This window comes from Sporosarcina beigongshangi, assembly GCF_033485195.1.
GTDB lineage: Bacteria > Bacillota > Bacilli > Bacillales_A > Planococcaceae > Sporosarcina > Sporosarcina beigongshangi.
On the sequence record NZ_JAWLIR010000003.1, the window covers coordinates 14,848 to 33,267 of the forward strand.

Below are 18,420 nucleotides of genomic sequence, written 5' to 3' on the forward strand. Positions count from 1 at the left end.
GGCTTAGTCCAACAGGTCTTTGAACTACTTCATAAAGTTAATATCATACCCATATTAAAGATATCCACTCATAGTTGCAACCATTGCGATTTATTCGACACGCTATGGCGATTAATTAATCAATCAATTCGATATGGAATATTTTAATTGACCAATCAATAGTTGTAGGACGTGCTCAAATAGCGCATCACGTTTCACTGTATGCGCAGTGAACATACCAATTGCACCTTCCTTATGACGAATTCCGTTCGCTTTGAAATAAGCATCGACAACTGGGCCAAGTTCTTTCCCGGTATTGAGTTCGTCGGCAATCTCCTGCGGTAACGGAATTTGTGCACCACCTGCCGTAAATTTTGTCCCATCAGGTAGCACTAGCGCACCCCAATTACAAAGATACATTTGTCCTTCCAGCATCCGAACACCACCTTCTAAGCCAATCCCAATAACATTTTCTTTCATTCCTATTGCCTGTAATGCTCGATTGATAGCGCCAAGTCTCGTTTCTTCATCACCGAAAGGCTGATCCGAAACACCTGATTTAGCATCAGCCTCGTATACAATTGCCTTAGGAAAATGGCTAAGTATTACACGCTGAGCTGCAGATACCTTTGCGTTATTTGTTGAACCAATCATAAATTCCATTTTAAACACCCCTTAATTCCCCGATTCATTCTCTCTTCGCTTTCAATGCAAATCCATTTGCTACATTCAAATAAAAAGCTGTCCCTCTCTATTCATGTAAGAGAAGGACAGCAACCGACTTACATTTAAACGTTTTGCTTAATCGTCGTTAGTGTTGTCTTATCGCATGCTTTGACAAGCTTCACAAGCAGTTCTTTTGCAGCTGCATAATCATCTGTATGAATGATGGAGCCCGATGTATGGATGTAACGTGAGCAAATGCCTATTACAGCACTCGGAACCCCTTCATTTGACATATGGACACGCCCTGCATCCGTCCCACCCGGAGAGATAAAGTACTGATACGGAATACTATGCGTTTCTGCCATATCGAGGATGAACTCTCGCATTCCACGATGCGTAACCATCGAACCATCAAATATACGTAATAACGTCCCCTTACCAAGCTGTCCAAACTCGTTTTTATCGCCAGAAGCATCATTGGCTGGACTTGCATCCAAGGCAAAGAATAGATCTGGGTTAATCATCGTTGCTGCCGCCTGTGCGCCCCGAAGTCCAACCTCCTCCATAACATTGGCACCTGAATACAAGTTATTCGGCAGTTTTTCACCGTGTAATTCTTTTAATAGTTCAATGGCGAGTCCACAGCCATAACGGTTATCCCATGCTTTCGCAAGGATCTTTTTACCATTAGCCATTGGCGTAAACGGTGAAACCGGAATAATTTGCTGTCCAGGTCGAATACCTATTTTCTCTGCATCTTCTTTATCATCTGCACCGATATCAATAAGCATATTTTTTATATCCATTGGCTTGTTGCGCACTGCATCACTTAATAAATGCGGTGGGATGGAACCAATCACACCTACGACCGGCCCATTGTCTGTTATAATTTCCACTCGTTGCGCCAACAATACTTGGCTCCACCAGCCACCCAGCGGTTGAAAACGAATCATCCCATTATCTGTGATAGCACTTACCATAAAACCAACTTCATCCATATGACCCGCAACCATAATGCGCGGACCATCCTTTGGCCCTTTTCTAACACCAAAAATACCACCAAGATTATCTTGGATTAATTCATCAGAATACTTCCCAAGCTCGCTGCGCATATACTTTCTAACCGCATGCTCATTCCCTGGTGCACCCGGAAGTTCAGTTAACGTTTTAAACATTTCAATTGTCTCTTTCTGCATTGCAAATTGCCTCCCCGATTATGTATGTACTATAAATAGTGTAGACGATTAGTCAAATATTTTCCATCATTTTATTTAGGTAACCGAATTATCTATCATTCAGCCCTCTCACTGCAATGCGATATAAAATTGTGGTACACTGGGTGAAAGACTGATGTAATAGGAGGCTACTTGAATTATGAAAGTGAAAGATTTTCTAGCAGGCGTATTGACAGGTGTTGCAGCGGGAATCGTTGTCAATGAAGCCATTGACCGCACAAACCGTAATGTTGCAGCAGATTCCGTCTTAAATACTGTAAAAAGCGCATTTAAAAATGAAGGTCCGATAGATGGTTCATGGATCATCATGAAAACAGAACCATACACAAACAATGTCATCACAATGGATGTCTACCGTGGTGGAATTTCACGTATTAAAGACGGTGAACTAGAGCAATTTGAATTTGCTGCTGATGCCAAAACAGGTTCCGTCGTTGAACTGACTAAAATGTGAAATCCGCTGGAGACTTTACTCTGTAGCTAACACTTCTCTTTCAATACAATCACATTTGTTGAATGAAAAAACCGTCACCTCACCAAATTCCCCTGGTAAAGTGACGGTTTTTTATGATGTTCTTTTCACAGATTCTATAATTTCTTTCCCACTATCATCCCACTTCACAAGCCTATAGACGGCATCATGATAAAAAATGAATTTATAGCCGGCCGGGATTGCTTCTTTCATCAGCTTCTCTTTTGCGAAGATCGATGTCATCGGATAATCATCATAAGCAAGCACCCACAATGGATTGCTATGTGCATGCGTCGGCATAATATCACCCATATGGAGAATTGTTTCGCCATTTTGCGTCAGTTTAATAACACTATGCCCATCACTATGCCCGCCCGTATGAATCATTTCAACACCAGGAAGAATCTCAATACTTCCCTCAAAGGTTTTCACCTGCTGTTGAATCGGCTCCCAATTTTCTTTCCAATACGTATTTCTTGATCGGATATTTGGATTGCGCATCTCATCCCATTCAATTTGGGAAACATAAATATCCGCATTCGGGAAAACTGAAACCAACTCTCCCCCTTGCCATTCCGTCAAACCTGCCGCATGGTCATTATGTAAATGTGTCATGAGAATAATATCAATCGATTCTGGCGTCAAATCAAGCTCCCCAAGGCTCTCCTCGACCCTCGTTTCGGACCTTACCCCTAAATTGCGCTTCATTTTTTCGTCAAGTTTACCTTTGCCGATGCCTGCGTCAATTAAAATAGTTTTCCCCGCATAACGGACTAGAATTGGATCTGTTCGTAATTCGATTAAATTATTGTCATCCACCTCATAGCGTCTCGACCACAGTGCCTTTGGAACAACACCGAACATCGTTCCGCCATCCAAATAGTTGACTCCCCCATCCAACCACGTCAACTCCATATCGTGAAATGTATATGCATCCATTGAAAAATCTCCCATTCCTTATGATCAATGTATAAACTGCGACTCTAGTCGATAAATCGGCTGACCTTTTGCTGAAAACTTCTCTTCATATTCCGTCATAATATTATCTTCAGGCATCTCTGCATGTAAATCAAGCGATACAAAGCGTAGCTTCATACCATAGTCAGACATTGACACGAGTGAATACTCAAACAAGCTGCGATTATCCGTTTTAAAATGGATTTCTCCTTCCGGAATAAGCACCGATTCATATAGCTTCAAAAATGTTTCATGTGTCAGTCTTCGTTTAGCATGCCTTGTTTTCGGCCAAGGATCCGAAAAATTCAAGTACACACGATCGATTTCACCTTTACTAAAAATCTCCGTGAGTTCTACACCGTTCGCACGGAATAATCGTAAATTTGAAGGCTTGTCCGCTTCAATTACTTTTTCAAGTGCCGAAACAATCACATTATCGAAATGTTCAATACCAATATAGTTAATATCTGGGTTGGCAATGGCCATACCGATGATGAACTGCCCCATCCCTGTTCCAACTTCAATATGAATCGGATGGTTATTTCCAAAAAGATCATGCCAGCCATTACTCATTTTTTTAGGTTCTGCTAGTAAGACATCCGGATGTTCAGCCATGAAATCCCTTGCCCATGGTTTATTGCGAAGCCGCATTACACACACTCATTTCTATTCATTATTATTCGTCCTCTTCCAATTGTTGATCTTCTTCTCCAAACAATCGACTGATTGACGTCGTTTGACCAACATCCAAAATTGCTTGAGCTGCTTTGAATTGAGTTAATTTCAACGGTACAGGTAATTTTTTCAACGCTGTAAACCAACTTTCGTAAGATCGTCTATCAACAATCGTTACATCATACGGTGCACCTGGGTAATCGACGTACCCATTACGTGAGATCAAATATTTTTTAATCGGAAAATCAATCTCTTGTCCATTAAAAATACTCGCTACTATTTTCTCCATCCTATTTAGCGCAATGAGCGGATTTAGTAATTTCGTTTCGTTCTCTCCTGACTTCTTCACCCAGAATCGATCTCCACTGCCTATAAATGCGGAAACATCCTCTGCTTCCAATACTGTAATACACATGCATTCAACTGGTGTCACCATAATAATATCAAGCTCAACAGGCGCTTTCTGCAGCTTTAAAATCGGATAGTAAAATAAGAGGTAACTATCCGGTAACTGTTGTGCAAAGCTCCGTAACAAAGTATCGCGCATATAATGCGGACTCACCCTCGACTTATCCATTAGCGTCGAGCTTGCCCATTTGATTTGAAAATGAAAGAGCTGGTCCAAATATAGCCGTCTCAATTGATCAAGATTGGTTGGATTGTAGACAATATTAGGGCTAAAGTCAAAATTATCTTCTTCACTTTTCTCTTCATCCATTGTGCCGAGAGCTTGAGCTTCTTCATCTGCTAGCTCTGTTTTCCTTTGCCCAAAAAGTCGGAACAGCGGAGAAAACCATTTTTCTCTCTCTTGAACTTCCTCCATCTCTCCTACTTCTTCTTGTTGCCACTCCGCTAAATCTGCGCCATTTTCCCATTGGGTTTTCATCCGATCCCATTGGTATTTTTTCAAACGGATATACTGCGTCGGATAGCGAGACAAATCTTTTTCATATCTGGATATATAGTCGAGCAGTTTGACAAGCTGCGCCATTTTCAATCACTCCGATTTCACTTTGCTTTTACATTACTCACCTGCAATGATAGAAGGAATCTGCAGAGCAAACGCTTTTTGTAACTTTCTCGTCATTATTCCTGGGGCACCTGCACCAATTGACCGTCCATCAATCGACGTAATCGGCATTATTTCAGATGTTGTAGACGTCAAGAAAAGCTCATCCATTTCAAATGCCTCTTCAAATGTAAATGCAGTTTCTCTCGATGGAATCGCAAGCTCCTGACAAAGTCCTAGCACAACCTGACGTGTAATGCCGTTTAAAATTAAATTATTCGCTGGATGCGTATAAATCGTTCCACCCTTGACGCCAAACAGATTGGAAGAAGATCCCTCTGTCACAATACCGTCACGGTGAAGAAGTGCCTCTATACAGTCTGCCTCATAAGCCTCTTGCTTCGCCAAAACATTTCCAAGTAAGTTAAGACTTTTAATGTCGCAGCGCAGCCAGCGAATATCTTCCACCGATTTCACTGGAACACCATTGTCGATATTAACTGTCGGTCTTGGATTCTGAATCGCATATGCCGATACGACTGGTGCGACTGTTGACGCAGGGAACTGATGCGTACGAGGCGCTGCCCCACGTGTCACTTGAATATATACATGCCCAACAGAAATCGTATTGCGTTGCGTTAACTCACGAGCGATTTCTAGCATTTGTCTCTCCGAATAGGGAATCGTCATCTTTACTTTAGCTGCACTTTGAAATAATCGACTAATATGTTCTTCTGCCGTATATAACTCGCCGCCGTACACTTTAATGACTTCATAAATCCCATCACCGAAATAGTAGCCTCGGTCATCAATTGATAGTTTCAATTCCGCACGTTCTGTAAATTTACCATCCATAAAATACAAAGTCATCATTATTCCCCTCTCGTTTTCCGTTAATCCTATTCTCACATGTTAGGCTAAGAAAATAAAGTGCAATCCACATAATCTTACTATTTACAATAAAATTACATGCAAATTATGTGAAAATACGTTATACTAATATTATCAGAAGATTAACTTCATTCAGTAGAGAAATCATTTCTACATAAATGATAGTTTGATTCTGAAAGATTGCTTTGAACTAGAAAGGATGTGCAGTGTCAGGGATATTATCAACGTGCTTTAGGCAACATTCATAAGTCTCATGTCCATTGTCATTTGGAAAATGAAGATGAAGGGGTGATTCCACACTTGAAACCTGCTACTGATCGTATGCTTACCCGCATTAAGGATGTCTATATGTATATCCATGATAACGGTACTGTCACAACAGAGAATTTGGTCGAAGAATTTGGTATCACTCACCGTACTGTCCAACGGGATTTAAACGTCCTTGAATACAATGGGCTCATTATGAGTCCAATTCGCGGTAAATGGACGACGACAGCAAAAAAAGTGAAATTATCTTCTTGACCTGCGCACACAAAAAAGGGGTGAACCGATTTATCTGGTTCACCTCTTTTGTTAGTTCTCGGATAATTGCAGTAGTAAATCTAATTCCTCTTCCGTCAATTCCCGATAAGAACCAAGTGGCAACTTGTCATCCAAAGAAAGTGGTCCCATCGATAATCGTTTTAAATAGACAACTTTTTTATCGACCGCCGCAAACATCCGCTTCACCTGATGAAACTTGCCTTCCGTAATCGTCAATTCAATTTCCGATACGTCTGCTGATTTTAAAATCCGGAGTTTTCCCGGTTTCGTTAAATAAGCATCATCCAGTATTACGCCTTCTGCGAATCGCTCCACATCCTCTTCCGTCACAACGCCTTCAACATGTGCGTAATACGTTTTCGGCACGCCTTTTTTCGGGGACAATAAATTATGCGCAAGCTTGCCATCGTTCGTCAGCAAAAGAAAACCTTCCGTATCTTTATCCAACCTGCCGACAGGAAATGGTTCAAAATGTTGACTGTCTGCATCTAGCAAATCGATAACCGTACGATCACGATTATCCTCTGTCGCAGACAGCACGCCTTGCGGCTTATGCATCATCAAATAGATGAATTCTTTATAGACAACACGTTCACCTAGTATTGTCACTTCGTCCTTTTCTACATTAATATGCAATGCAGCATCTTTTACTGCTTCTGCATTGACGCGAACCGCACCTTTTTTCAATAACTGCTTTACTTCTTTGCGTGAGCCGAAGCCCATATTGGATAATAATTTATCTAATCTCATGCATTTATCTCCTTAACCCAAGCTTGTTGGTCAATCGCGTCAATCGATCGCCGAATAATTTCTGTGCCAAGCCTACTTTGAATGACAAATAGCCGTAAATAGCTCCACCGACGATGGCACAAATCAAAATGTACAGAAACGCATGCATTTTCCCACCTGCCGGACTGATTGCTGTCAATCCTTTTAATGTCGCAATTACGGCAATAAACATCACCACATTTAACAAGCAAATAAGAATTAATCTACGAATAACCATCTTAGACCTATAGTTTAATGTATTTTTAATAATCAAAATATTGATACCTACTGCAATAGTATAGCCGATTGTAGTTGCCAGAATCGCTCCATTTGTTTCAAATAATTTGATGAGCGGAATATTAAGCGCCAACTTGAATAGTAGGCCAAGCAATGATGTGAAAACAATCCACTTATGACGTTCGATACCTTGTAAAATCGCAGCCGTAACTGTGTACAAACCAAACAATATTGCGACAGGTGCATAACTCGCCAAAACATCTGCTCCGACTTCACTTGCTTTATAAAGTAGCTGATAAAACTCATCAGACAGGACCATCAGACCAATAACTATCGGAATCGTTAGAAACAACATAATTTGGTATGTCTGGTCGAGAGAACGAGTAATACCGTTTTGGTCATTTTTAGCATAATAACCTGTAATGACCGGAATCAATGCCATTGAAAACCCTGTGGCAATCATCACGGGAATCATTACGATTTTATGCGTTAAAAAATTCAACATCGAAAAATAAGTATCCGTCACACTTCCTAAGCCGATAGAACTCATCGCATCGTTGAAAGTAATCATATCAACAAATTGATAGAGCGGATTAATGACCCCAACGAGAATAAATGGAAAGATGTATACGAATAATTCCTTATACATTTGCCTAAATGACACATTATCCGCTGGCGGACTATTCGCCAAAAGATGGTCAAATTCTGGTTTAAAGCCTCTCCAATACTTGTATAGAACAGCAAACCCTGCAATCGCCCCAATAAACGCGGCAAACACTGCAAAGTTAACCGCTATTGTCGGCGCTCCATCCATAAAACGAACAACAATAAACGCCCCAGCCAGCACGAAAATAATCCGTACAATTTGCTCCACTAACTGTGATACCGCAGTTGGTTCCATCTTCTGATAGCCTTGCAAAAAACCACGTACGAGACTCATCATCGGTACAACAAGTAATGCAAAACTTACCCAACGAATGACAGAAGTAATTTCGTTAATCGTGAATACTTGTTCATCACTTTTCCGTACGAGATGAGCAATTGGTTCCGCTAAAGAGTACAGTACCACGAATGATACGACTCCTGTGATAGCCATAACAGTCATTCCAGATTTCATTAATTTGCGACCCGTCGCATAATCACCAAGTGCATTATATTTTGCAACGTATTTTGAAAAAGCGAGTGGTGCCCCTGCAATCGCAATAGAGAGCGCTATATTATACGGTATGTATGCATACTGATAGAGCCCAACACTTTCCTCACCAACGATTGCATAAAACGGAATGACATATAACAACCCAAGCGCCTTGGAAAGAAATAACCCAATTGTTAGTATGGCAGTGCCTTTTAAAAGATTCGATGACATATATGATCCTTCCATTCTCCATAAATCTACTCCATACAGTTTACCCCCAGATGACACATTTCACAATGACTAGCCGTAATTTGTGTATAATGAAGAAAAACTGAAAGTGTGGTTTCCAATATGTATGACGTCATAATCATCGGTGGGGGTCCATCAGGATTGATGGCTTCGATTGCCGCGGCTGAAAACGGTCGCAAAGTACTACTTCTTGAAAAAGGAAAAAAGCTTGGCAACAAGCTAGCGATTTCTGGCGGTGGACGCTGTAATGTCACAAATCGCTTACCGCAGGAAGAAATTGTAAAAAACATTCCAGGTAACGGTCGATTTTTATATGGTCCATTTTCTGTGTTTAATAATGAAGATATTATTAACTTTTTCGAAGGTCTTGGCGTCGCCTTGAAGGAAGAAGATCATGGTAGAATGTTCCCTGTTTCCAATAATGCAAAAGATGTTGTCAACGCATTGCTAGCGGAAATGGATCGCTTACATGTTGAAGTGCGACTAGAAACACGAGTGAAGAAACTATTGATGGATGACGAACGGATTTTAGGTGTTCGATTGGAATCTGGCGAGGAAATCCGCTCACATGCTGTCGTATTGGCCGTTGGCGGAAAAGCAGTCCCTCAAACGGGTTCAACTGGTGATGGCTATCCTTGGGCTGAAAAAGCCGGGCATACAGTGACTGAGCTTTATCCAACGGAAGTACCATTGCTATCCAACGCACCGTTCATCGTATCAAAAGAGTTACAAGGACTCGCCCTACGCGACGTTGCTGTTTCTGTCTTAAACGCAAAAGGGAAAACACTGATTACCCATCAAATGGACATGCTGTTTACTCATTTTGGATTGAGTGGCCCTGCCATTTTACGTTGTAGCCAATTCGTCGTCAAAGAACGCATGAAAAATGGCAACCAGCCCGTTGAAATGCGCATCGATTCATTGCCATCTATGAATGAAGAAAAAGTATTTCAAACGCTCCATGCAATGCTAAAAGAGGATTCCACAAAAGCGGTGAAAAATGTGTTAAAAGGACTCACTCCTGAACGTTGGTTGCTCTTCCTATTCGATCGAGCCGGCATTGATCCAGCTGAAACAGGTGCGCAAATGTCTGCTGAAAAAATGCGGGCATTGGCAAAATTATTAAAAGCCTTCTCGATGAATGTCAACGGTTCGCAACCACTTGAAAAAGCATTCGTCACGGGTGGCGGTGTTTCTGTGAAAGAAATCGTTCCCAAAACAATGGCATCTCGTAAAAAGGACGGACTTTATTTCTGCGGTGAAATTTTAGATATCCATGGCTACACAGGCGGCTATAATATTACATCTGCACTAGTGACTGGACGAATTGCCGGGATGAGTGCGGGGGCATATTCACAAACAGTATAAACTACATGAAAAAAAGGTGTCCCACTGGTCTAATTTCTGACCTGTTGGACACCTTTCTTACGGTTTTATCTGTTTATCACCGACACGAAGTACATTATCACCGCCTTGGCACTGTTTATCACCACCACGGAGTGCGTTATCACCGCCTTGAAACTAGTTATCACCGCCACGCCCACAATTTAGCTACACGACAAAAAAATCCGCGGAAGAGAACGATTCTCTCCCGCGGATTTTACTTTAATTAACCAGCAACAACAATATTAATCAGTCTTCCTGGAATTGCGATGACTTTTTTCACTTCTTTACCTGCAAGAAGCTCCTTAACATGCTCATCTTCCACGGCTAACTTTTCAAGCTCATCTTTCGTCACATCTTTCGATACAACGATTTTCACACGAACTTTTCCGTTAATTTGAACAGCCATTTCCACTGTATCATCGACTAATTTCGTTTCATCATATGTTGGCCATGCTTCATACGTAATCGTATCGCTATGACCCAATTTCTCCCACAGCTCTTCAGCCAAATGCGGCACAACTGGTGAAATCATTTTAACGAAGCCTTCCACGTATTCTTGTGGAATCGAATCTGCTTTATAACCATCATTAATGAACACCATTAACTGAGAAATCGCCGTGTTATTGCGCATCGCTTCAAAGTCTTCGGTCACTTTTTTCACCGTTTGATGATAGACTTTTTCAAGCTCGCCACCTGGCTTGCCGTTCACTTTCGCACTCAATGTACCATCTTCATTGACCAACAGACGCCATACGCGGTCAAGGAATCGACGTGCACCGTCAAGACCGTTCGTCGTCCATGCTTTTGAGCCTTCTAGCGGCCCCATGAACATTTCATACAATCGAAGTGAATCTGCTCCGTGTGAATGAACAATATCATCAGGATTGACAACATTTCCTTTTGATTTCGACATTTTTTCATTACCTTCACCAAGAATCATTCCTTGGTTAAATAATTTCTGGAATGGCTCTTTCGTATGGACCACACCAATATCGTACAACACTTTATGCCAGAATCGTGCATACAGAAGATGAAGAACTGCATGCTCCGCGCCTCCAACGTAAATATCTACAGGCAACCAACGCTTCGCCAATTCCGGATCAATAATCATATCAGTATTATCAGGATCAATGTAACGCAAGTAATACCAGCAGCTACCTGCCCATTGTGGCATCGTATTCGTCTCACGGCGACCTTTCATGCCTGTTACCGGATGTACGACATTGACCCACTCAGTAATATTTGCCAAAGGCGACTCACCTGTACCACTCGGTTTAATATCGGTTGTCACTGGTAATTTCAACGGTAAATCAGCTTCATCAACAGCTGTCATTGTGCCATCTTCCCAATGAATAATTGGAATCGGCTCGCCCCAATAACGTTGTCTTGAGAATAACCAATCACGAAGACGGAACGTAATTTTCTTCTCGCCCTTGCCTTGTTCAACAAACCAAGCGATTGCTTTGTCAATTGCTTCTTCTTTACCTAAGCCATCCAAGAAGCCTGAATTGATATGATCGCCGTCTCCAACATACGCTTCATTGGCTACATCGCCACCTGCCACAACTTCAATGATTGGCAAGTTAAATTCTTTCGCGAATTCATAATCCCGTTCATCATGTGCTGGAACTGCCATGATTGCGCCTGTGCCATACGTAGCCAACACATAGTCTGCAATCCAAATCGGCATTTTCTCGCCACTTGCTGGGTTAATGGCATAAGCACCAGTGAATACACCCGTTTTTTCTTTTGCCAAATCCGTACGTTCTAAATCACTCTTCATTTTTACTTCATTCAAATATTTTTCCACAGCTTGTTGTTGATCAGCCGTCGTAATTGTAGCAACCAATTTATGCTCTGGTGCCAGCACCGCGTAAGTTGCACCGAAAATCGTATCCGGACGTGTTGTGAATGCCTCAAACGACAAATCAGTGCCGTCAATATCAAATGTCAACTGTGCCCCTTCTGAACGACCAATCCAGTTACGTTGCATATCCTTCAAGCTTTCCGGCCAATCTAGCTCATCCAAATCCTCAAGCAGGCGATCCGCATATTCCGTAATACGCAATACCCATTGACGCATTGGGCGGCGCTCAACCGGATGCCCACCGCGCTCTGATAAGCCATCAATGACTTCTTCATTGGCAAGAACTGTACCAAGTGCTGGACACCAGTTCACAGCCACTTCATCTACATAAGCCAATCCTTTATTATACAGTTGAATGAAAATCCACTGTGTCCATTTGTAATACGATGGATCTGTCGTATTGATTTCGCGGTCCCAGTCATATGAAAAACCAAGGTCATTCATCTGACGTTTGAACGTTGCAATATTTTTCGCAGTGAATTCAGCAGGATCATTGCCTGTATCTAGTGCATATTGCTCAGCTGGTAAACCGAATGCATCCCAACCCATCGGATGCAAAACATTGTAGCCTTGCTTCCGTTTAAAAGAACTCAAAATATCCGTTGCGATATAGCCGAGCGGATGCCCAACGTGAAGTCCCGCACCTGATGGATAAGGGAACATATCTAGCGCATAAAACTTCGGTTTCGACGGATCATCCGTCATTTTAAATGTTTGACTCTCTTTCCAATACTGCTGCCACTTCTTCTCGATCTGACCGTGATTGTAACTCATGTAAAACTCCTCCTATTTCAAATGAAAATAAAAAAATCCCGTCCCTTAAAAACTTAAGGGACGAGAGTTAAATCATGCTCCCGCGGTGCCACCCAAATTGACGGCTAAAACCGCCCAACTTGATTCCTTAACGCGGAAAACGGCACGGGCTAGTTAAGTCGGTTAACCAATATTCACCAATGCAGGCTCCAAGGCGAGTTCATCTCTGTCGTACAGGCTTCCACCAACCGCCTGCTCTCTAAAATCGACAGCAAAGATTACTATTCCTCATCAATGCCAGAGCTATTGGTATCAGTTTACCCGAATTGATTGTGAAATACAAGTATTCATTGTACTGTATAACCACCATCCAGTACTACCGCTTGACCAGTCATCCCTTTTGCTCCCTCGCTCGCCAAAAATAGCGCTAAGTCTGCGATTTCCTTCACGTCGAGAAGACGTTTTTGTGGAACTAACGGATAGATCACTTCTTCAAGGACGGACTCAAGCGGAACATTTCTCGTGTTTGCTAAATCTTGAAATTGATTACGTACAAGTGGTGTATCCACATAGCCTGGGCAAATTGCGTTCACTGTAATACCATCCGCTGCTGTTTCCAATGCTGCCACTTTCGTCAAACCAATTAAGCCATGCTTTGCGGAATTGTAAGCAGCTTTTCCCGCAAAACCGACAAGTCCATTTATCGAGGACATATTGATGATGCGACCAAAGCCATTTCCCTTCATATGTGGGAGAACTAGTTTCGTTGCGATAAATGGCGCTGTCAGCATGATTTTTACGAGTAATTCGAACTTCTCAGTCGGAAAGTCTTCGAGCATTGCCACATGCTGCATCCCTGCATTATTAATCAATATATCAATCCGGCCAAACTGGTTGATAGTCTCATCAATCGCTCGCTGTAAATCGGATTCAGAGGTGACATCACACTCTAATCCGATAGTATCGCCTCCGAGAGTTGCTGCCGCCTGTTTAACTTTTTTCTCATCAAGATCTGTCAGAACAACTTTTGCGCCTGCATTTGAGAACTTTTTAGCAATTTCAAAGCCAATTCCTTGACCAGCCCCCGTAATGAAAAGCACTTTTCCTTTTACCACAATGATTCCCCCTCAATCACAAGTAAAAAGTAGATGACACTCATTCCATGTCAATCGATTCGAACGTTTTCTGTCACATTTTTTATAATGAGATTCGCTTCTGTCGAGTCAATGACATCTTGAACTGTGAATCCTTCAAAAACTTCTTTCAGTTCTAGTCCGTCTGGCGTCACTTCAATTAGCGCTCGCTCCGTAATAATTTTATTCACCACAGCTTTCCCTGTAAGAGGCAGTTCGCAAGCTTTTTTAATCTTTGCAGCTCCATCTTTCGCCACATGATCCATAATAACGATGATTTTCTTCGCACCATGCACAAGATCCATCGCACCACCCATGCCCTTAATCATCTTGCCCGGAATCATCCAGTTGGCAAGGTCGCCTTTTTCAGACACTTCCATCGCACCAAGAATCGCCACATCGACATGGCCCCCACGAATCATCGCAAAGGATTCTGCACTCGTAAAATAGGCCGATCCCGGTATCGTCGTCACCGTTTCTTTTCCTGCGTTAATCAAATCAGGGTCCACTTCGTCTTCAGTTGGATATGGTCCGATGCCCAAAAGTCCGTTTTCTGATTGCAGGACCACTGTTTTATTAGCCGAAATATAGTTTGCGACGAGCGTTGGCATGCCAATCCCCAAATTGACATAGTTGCCATCTTCAATTTCCTTTTCCGCCCGTCTCGCTATACGTTCTCTTACATTTACTTGTGTCATTTTCATCATTCCCCTTCCCTTAGCGTGTCGTCAGACGTTCAATACGTTTTTCTTGCACCGCTTGCAGCAGTCCTTGGACGTAAATACTAGGCGTGTGAACTGTCGCCGGATCCAAATCACCCGTTTCAACTATCTCTTCCACCTCTGCAATCGTAAACTTGCCTGCAGCTGCCATCATCGGATTGAAATTTTGGGCTGTTTTATTATAAATAAGGTTGCCGAACTTATCAGCCTTCGCAGCACGAATTAAAGCAAAATCAGCACGCAGTGATTCCTCAAGGACGTACTCTTTACCGTCAAAGACACGAATTTCTTTACCTTCTGCCACTGTCGTCCCCACACCCGCAGGCGTGTAAAAAGCAGGAATTCCTGCCCCACCAGCACGAATTTTTTCAGCGAGCGTGCCCTGAGGCGTTAACTCTACTTCAATCTCACCCGACAGCACTTGACGCTCAAACTCCTTATTCTCCCCTACATACGAGCCAATCATTTTCTTAATCTGCTTATTTTTCAATAGAAGTCCAAGTCCCCACTCATCGACTCCGCAGTTATTCGAAATAACCGTTAAATCCTTAACCCCTTTGTCAACAAGCGCCAAGATAAGCTGTTCTGGAATACCAACAAGTCCAAAGCCCCCAACCATTAACGTAGAGCCGTCCTCAATGTTTGTAACCGCTTCCATTGCTGATGAATAAATCGGTTTCATACGTACATCCCCCTCTAAATCTTTCTTCTATTTAATTAAATCAGACTACACAAGATCTTGCAATGTTAGTAGATAAGCAAAAACCAGAAAACCTATGAACGGTTTTCTGGTGTATAATTTGCTTTTCTCAGCGGTCGATCATAGAGCAGTGTCGGAATGATGGCAATACTTACTAATGCTGTCAAGATGAACAGCATCACTTGCATACCATACAAATCGACCAAGACGCCGCCCGCAAACGGGCCAATCATCCGACCAATGGTTGCCGTAGAATTGACGATGCCCTGATAGAAGCCGTCCCTTCCTTTTGGAGCAAGCTTACTAGCGAGCGTTGGAATGGCAGGCCAAGCAAACATTTCACCAAACGTCAAAATAATCATTGCCACGATAAACATCGTAAACGTTCCCGCATAACTGACGACTAAAAATGAAATGATAAAGATGACAATACCAATAATAATCTGTGCTTTTAATCTATGCTCCAAGCGTTTGATAATTGGATTAATCAATGGTTGTCCTGCAACAATGAGTAAGCCATTCAAGGTCCAAAGGAAACTATATTCTGTTAAGGTCACACCGATCGATAAAGCATGTGTCGAAATCGTTGTTGGCCATTGTGAATAAATTAGCCATGCCAGCAAATAACCCGATGTGACAATGAGCAGTGCATAGAAAGGTGCCTTGTGCTTAATTTTCTTCTTCTCTCGAATGACATTTGTATGTCTATCTGGTGCAATTTCAAGTTTTTTATAGCCAAAGAATGCGATAAAGAAAAACAGTACGTAAAAGATCAAATTCGCTGAAAAAATATAGTCAATGCTAGCAACCGCGACAAAACCAGCAAGGGCAGGTCCGATTGCAACACCCACATTTTGCGCAAGATAAATAGAGTTAAAGGCTTTTCGCCCACCTTCAGGCCAAATCGTTCCCACCATTGCATACATACTTGGGAAAATGATTCCACCACTAAAGCCGAGCAGTGTTAAAAGAGTGACATAAGGATACCAATCATGTCGGAATACGAGGCCAACAAGCGCGACGATGGAAATAAGAATTCCCCCGATAATCGACTTATAGCCACCAAAACGGTCAAACAGATAACCACCCAGTAAGTTCCCTACAACACCTGCGCCTGCGTTCGCCATTAGTACTAATCCTGCTACTGATAATGACTTCCCTAAATAATCATGCATATAGATGGTATTCAATGGCCATAGAAAAGAGTTTCCAATGACGTTAACGAACATCCCAATGACAAGAAGCCATACTTTTTTAGGCATATTGTCTGCCTCCGTTCATTTACGATTATTAGTTGAGTGTATTCCTTTTTTTACAATTCAACAATACGTCCACAAGATGTTCCATAATTCAGATGATGCACCTTCGATAAAAGTGGTACAATGTACTATTAGAGGAGTTGAATGAAGTGAACACTAATACATTCCCCTTCCCGTCTGAAGGGAAACGATATCATACATGGTCACGTCACTTGAAAGATGAATTTGGCTTTAAAGTAATGAAAGTTGCATTGGATGCCGGGTTTGATTGCCCAAACAGGGATGGCACTGTCGCATTCGGGGGTTGTACATTTTGCAGCGTTGCAGGATCTGGAGACTTTGCAGGTGATCGCGTTGATCCCATCGAAGTCCAATTCGCAGAAATCAGTGAAAGAATGCATAAGAAATGGAAAGATGGCAAATACATGGCCTATTTCCAAGCGTATACGAATACACATGCACCACTTCCAAAGCTAAAAGAAAAATTCGAGGCAGCTCTCGCACAAGAAGGGGTCGTTGCCATGTCGATTGCAACACGTCCTGACTGTTTGCCAGATGATGTCGTCGACTATTTAGCAGAATTAAATGAACGCACTTATTTATGGGTTGAACTTGGCCTACAAACCATTCATGAAAAAACAGCAAAGCTTGTTAATCGTGCCCATGATTTTGCTCTGTATGTAGAAGGCGTAGAAAAACTCCGCAAGCGCGGTATCCGCGTCTGTACACATATCATTAACGGCTTACCGTTGGAAGATTACGATATGATGATGGAAACGGCTCGTGAAGTGGCAAAGCTAGATGTTCAGGGCATCAAAATCCATCTGTTGCACTTATTAAAAGGAACACCAATGGTCAAGCAATACGAAAAAGGACAATTGGAGTTCCTTGAAAAAGAGGAATACATTAATCTTGTCGCAGACCAATTGGAAATTCTTCCTCCAGAAATGATTGTTCATCGCATAACTGGTGACGGTCCGATTGAACTCATGATTGGTCCGATGTGGAGTGTCACGAAGTGGGAAGTGTTAAACGGCATCGACAAAGAACTCGAACGCCGTGGCAGCTGGCAAGGAAAGCATTTTTCAGGGGCGGTTGAAGTATTATGAAGCTACTGCGCATTCTGCCCTTCGCTAGACAGCTACTCCGTGACACAGTCATTCCAGGAGAAACTGTTATCGACTCGACAGCAGGAAATGGTAACGACACAGAGTTTCTAGCCCAATTTGTCGGTGAAAATGGGCATGTCATCGCATTCGATATCCAACAAGCTGCACTCGATGCGACGACTAAGCGCCTCGGCGACTTAAATGAGCGAGTTACCCTTGTACTGGACAGCCACGAGAATGTTCAACAATACGTCAAAGGACAAATCGGTGGGGCTGTTTTCAACTTAGGTTACTTACCACATAGCGAGGACCTATCTATCGTCACAACACCTAACTCAACCATCAAAGCCATTGATATCATGCTAGGCATGCTAAAAAAAGGCGGTATTATTGCCATTTCTGTCTATGATGGACATGAAGGTGGAGTAGAAGAACGCGACGCACTTCTCGCCTATGTCAAAAATCTACACCAGGCAGATGTCCATGTTGCCCGCTATGAAATCCTCAATCAGCGCAATAATCCGCCATTCCTCATTGCCCTTGAAAAGATGAAGGAATTTGAAACGGTTAGGCAAGTGGAATAACATAGAAAAAAGGTTGTCTGATTTAACAATAACCCGTTCAGTTCAATGGTACAAAATACAAATTAAAGATCGAGTAGGAGGCTAATCATTA

At 42.3% G+C, this 18,420-nt stretch carries 18 protein-coding genes and 1 other annotated feature; of the genes, 5 read left to right on the forward strand and 13 right to left on the reverse strand.

What is annotated here, in order from left to right:
* Window positions 1-123 precede the first annotated feature (123 nt).
* Together R2B77_RS02310 and R2B77_RS02315 are read right to left on the reverse strand one after the other, a co-directional pair.
* Complete coding sequence (locus tag R2B77_RS02310) at window positions 124-642, reverse strand: DUF84 family protein (protein WP_203246619.1); 519 nt, start codon at window positions 640-642, stop codon at window positions 124-126.
* Window positions 643-767: 125 nt separating this feature from the next.
* On the reverse strand, window positions 768-1,841 hold the full coding sequence (locus R2B77_RS02315; RefSeq protein WP_203246618.1) for a M42 family metallopeptidase: 1,074 nt from the start codon (window positions 1,839-1,841) through the stop codon (window positions 768-770).
* Between the two features lie 178 nt (window positions 1,842-2,019).
* Between R2B77_RS02315 and R2B77_RS02320 the strand changes: the two genes are divergently transcribed.
* Window positions 2,020-2,334 carry a hypothetical protein gene (locus R2B77_RS02320; protein WP_203246617.1) on the forward strand — a complete coding sequence of 105 codons (315 nt, stop codon included), beginning with the start codon at window positions 2,020-2,022 and terminating at the stop codon, window positions 2,332-2,334.
* A 111-nt stretch (window positions 2,335-2,445) separates the two neighbouring features.
* On the opposite strand, the gene R2B77_RS02325 is transcribed toward R2B77_RS02320, so the two are convergent.
* Genes R2B77_RS02325 through dat form a run of 4 tightly spaced genes read right to left on the reverse strand, consistent with a single transcriptional unit; the run spans window position 2,446 to window position 5,863 of the window.
* Window positions 2,446-3,291 carry a YtnP family quorum-quenching lactonase gene (locus tag R2B77_RS02325; protein WP_203246616.1) on the reverse strand — a complete coding sequence of 282 codons (846 nt, stop codon included), beginning with the start codon at window positions 3,289-3,291 and terminating at the stop codon, window positions 2,446-2,448.
* 24 nt (window positions 3,292-3,315) lie between these two features.
* A complete protein-coding gene (gene trmB / locus R2B77_RS02330; protein WP_203246615.1) occupies window positions 3,316-3,960 on the reverse strand; it encodes a tRNA (guanosine(46)-N7)-methyltransferase TrmB in 645 nt (214 codons plus the stop codon).
* 25 nt (window positions 3,961-3,985) lie between these two features.
* The gene (locus R2B77_RS02335; protein ID WP_203246614.1) at window positions 3,986-4,975 is read right to left on the reverse strand and encodes a nuclease-related domain-containing protein; all 990 of its coding nucleotides are present in this window, start codon (window positions 4,973-4,975) and stop codon (window positions 3,986-3,988) included.
* Window positions 4,976-5,008: 33 nt separating this feature from the next.
* Window positions 5,009-5,863, reverse strand: a complete 855-nt coding sequence (gene dat / locus R2B77_RS02340) for a D-amino-acid transaminase (RefSeq protein WP_203246613.1) — start codon at window positions 5,861-5,863, stop codon at window positions 5,009-5,011.
* A gap of 321 nt (window positions 5,864-6,184) precedes the next feature.
* Here dat and R2B77_RS02345 point away from each other — a divergent pair, with 321 nt between their 5' ends.
* Window positions 6,185-6,406 (forward strand): DeoR family transcriptional regulator, encoded by a 222-nt coding sequence (locus R2B77_RS02345; protein WP_203246612.1) that lies wholly within the window; start codon window positions 6,185-6,187, stop codon window positions 6,404-6,406.
* 51 nt (window positions 6,407-6,457) lie between these two features.
* Here the strand turns inward: R2B77_RS02345 and R2B77_RS02350 are convergent, their stop codons facing one another.
* On the reverse strand, window positions 6,458-7,177 hold the full coding sequence (locus R2B77_RS02350; protein ID WP_203246611.1) for a pseudouridine synthase: 720 nt from the start codon (window positions 7,175-7,177) through the stop codon (window positions 6,458-6,460).
* A 4-nt stretch (window positions 7,178-7,181) separates the two neighbouring features.
* A complete protein-coding gene (locus tag R2B77_RS02355) occupies window positions 7,182-8,798 on the reverse strand; it encodes a putative polysaccharide biosynthesis protein (RefSeq protein WP_203246610.1) in 1,617 nt (538 codons plus the stop codon).
* Window positions 8,799-8,918: 120 nt separating this feature from the next.
* Between R2B77_RS02355 and R2B77_RS02360 the strand changes: the two genes are divergently transcribed.
* Window positions 8,919-10,184, forward strand: a complete 1,266-nt coding sequence (locus R2B77_RS02360; RefSeq protein WP_203246609.1) for a BaiN/RdsA family NAD(P)/FAD-dependent oxidoreductase — start codon at window positions 8,919-8,921, stop codon at window positions 10,182-10,184.
* A gap of 241 nt (window positions 10,185-10,425) precedes the next feature.
* On the opposite strand, the gene leuS is transcribed toward R2B77_RS02360, so the two are convergent.
* The 5 genes from leuS to R2B77_RS02385 all read right to left on the reverse strand — a co-directional run bounded on the left by leuS (window position 10,426) and on the right by R2B77_RS02385 (window position 16,639).
* A complete protein-coding gene (leuS, locus tag R2B77_RS02365; protein WP_203246608.1) occupies window positions 10,426-12,843 on the reverse strand; it encodes a leucine--tRNA ligase in 2,418 nt (805 codons plus the stop codon).
* Between the two features lie 53 nt (window positions 12,844-12,896).
* Window positions 12,897-13,126, reverse strand: a binding site (T-box leader).
* Window positions 13,127-13,169: 43 nt separating this feature from the next.
* Window positions 13,170-13,937 carry a 3-hydroxybutyrate dehydrogenase gene (locus R2B77_RS02370; RefSeq protein ID WP_203246607.1) on the reverse strand — a complete coding sequence of 256 codons (768 nt, stop codon included), beginning with the start codon at window positions 13,935-13,937 and terminating at the stop codon, window positions 13,170-13,172.
* Between the two features lie 50 nt (window positions 13,938-13,987).
* Entirely contained in the window at window positions 13,988-14,653 is a 666-nt protein-coding gene (locus R2B77_RS02375) for a 3-oxoacid CoA-transferase subunit B (protein ID WP_212391278.1), read from the reverse strand.
* A 19-nt stretch (window positions 14,654-14,672) separates the two neighbouring features.
* Window positions 14,673-15,359, reverse strand: coding sequence for a CoA transferase subunit A (locus R2B77_RS02380; RefSeq protein WP_203246605.1), 687 nt, complete (start codon window positions 15,357-15,359; stop codon window positions 14,673-14,675).
* Between the two features lie 92 nt (window positions 15,360-15,451).
* Window positions 15,452-16,639 (reverse strand): MDR family MFS transporter, encoded by a 1,188-nt coding sequence (locus tag R2B77_RS02385; protein ID WP_203246604.1) that lies wholly within the window; start codon window positions 16,637-16,639, stop codon window positions 15,452-15,454.
* A gap of 146 nt (window positions 16,640-16,785) precedes the next feature.
* Between R2B77_RS02385 and R2B77_RS02390 the strand changes: the two genes are divergently transcribed.
* Together R2B77_RS02390 and R2B77_RS02395 are read left to right on the forward strand one after the other, a co-directional pair.
* On the forward strand, window positions 16,786-17,745 hold the full coding sequence (locus R2B77_RS02390; protein WP_203246603.1) for a TIGR01212 family radical SAM protein: 960 nt from the start codon (window positions 16,786-16,788) through the stop codon (window positions 17,743-17,745).
* Complete coding sequence (locus R2B77_RS02395) at window positions 17,742-18,329, forward strand: tRNA (mnm(5)s(2)U34)-methyltransferase (protein ID WP_203246602.1); 588 nt, start codon at window positions 17,742-17,744, stop codon at window positions 18,327-18,329. The genes R2B77_RS02390 and R2B77_RS02395 overlap by 4 nt, the downstream gene beginning before the upstream one ends.
* Window positions 18,330-18,420: the final 91 nt, after the last annotated feature.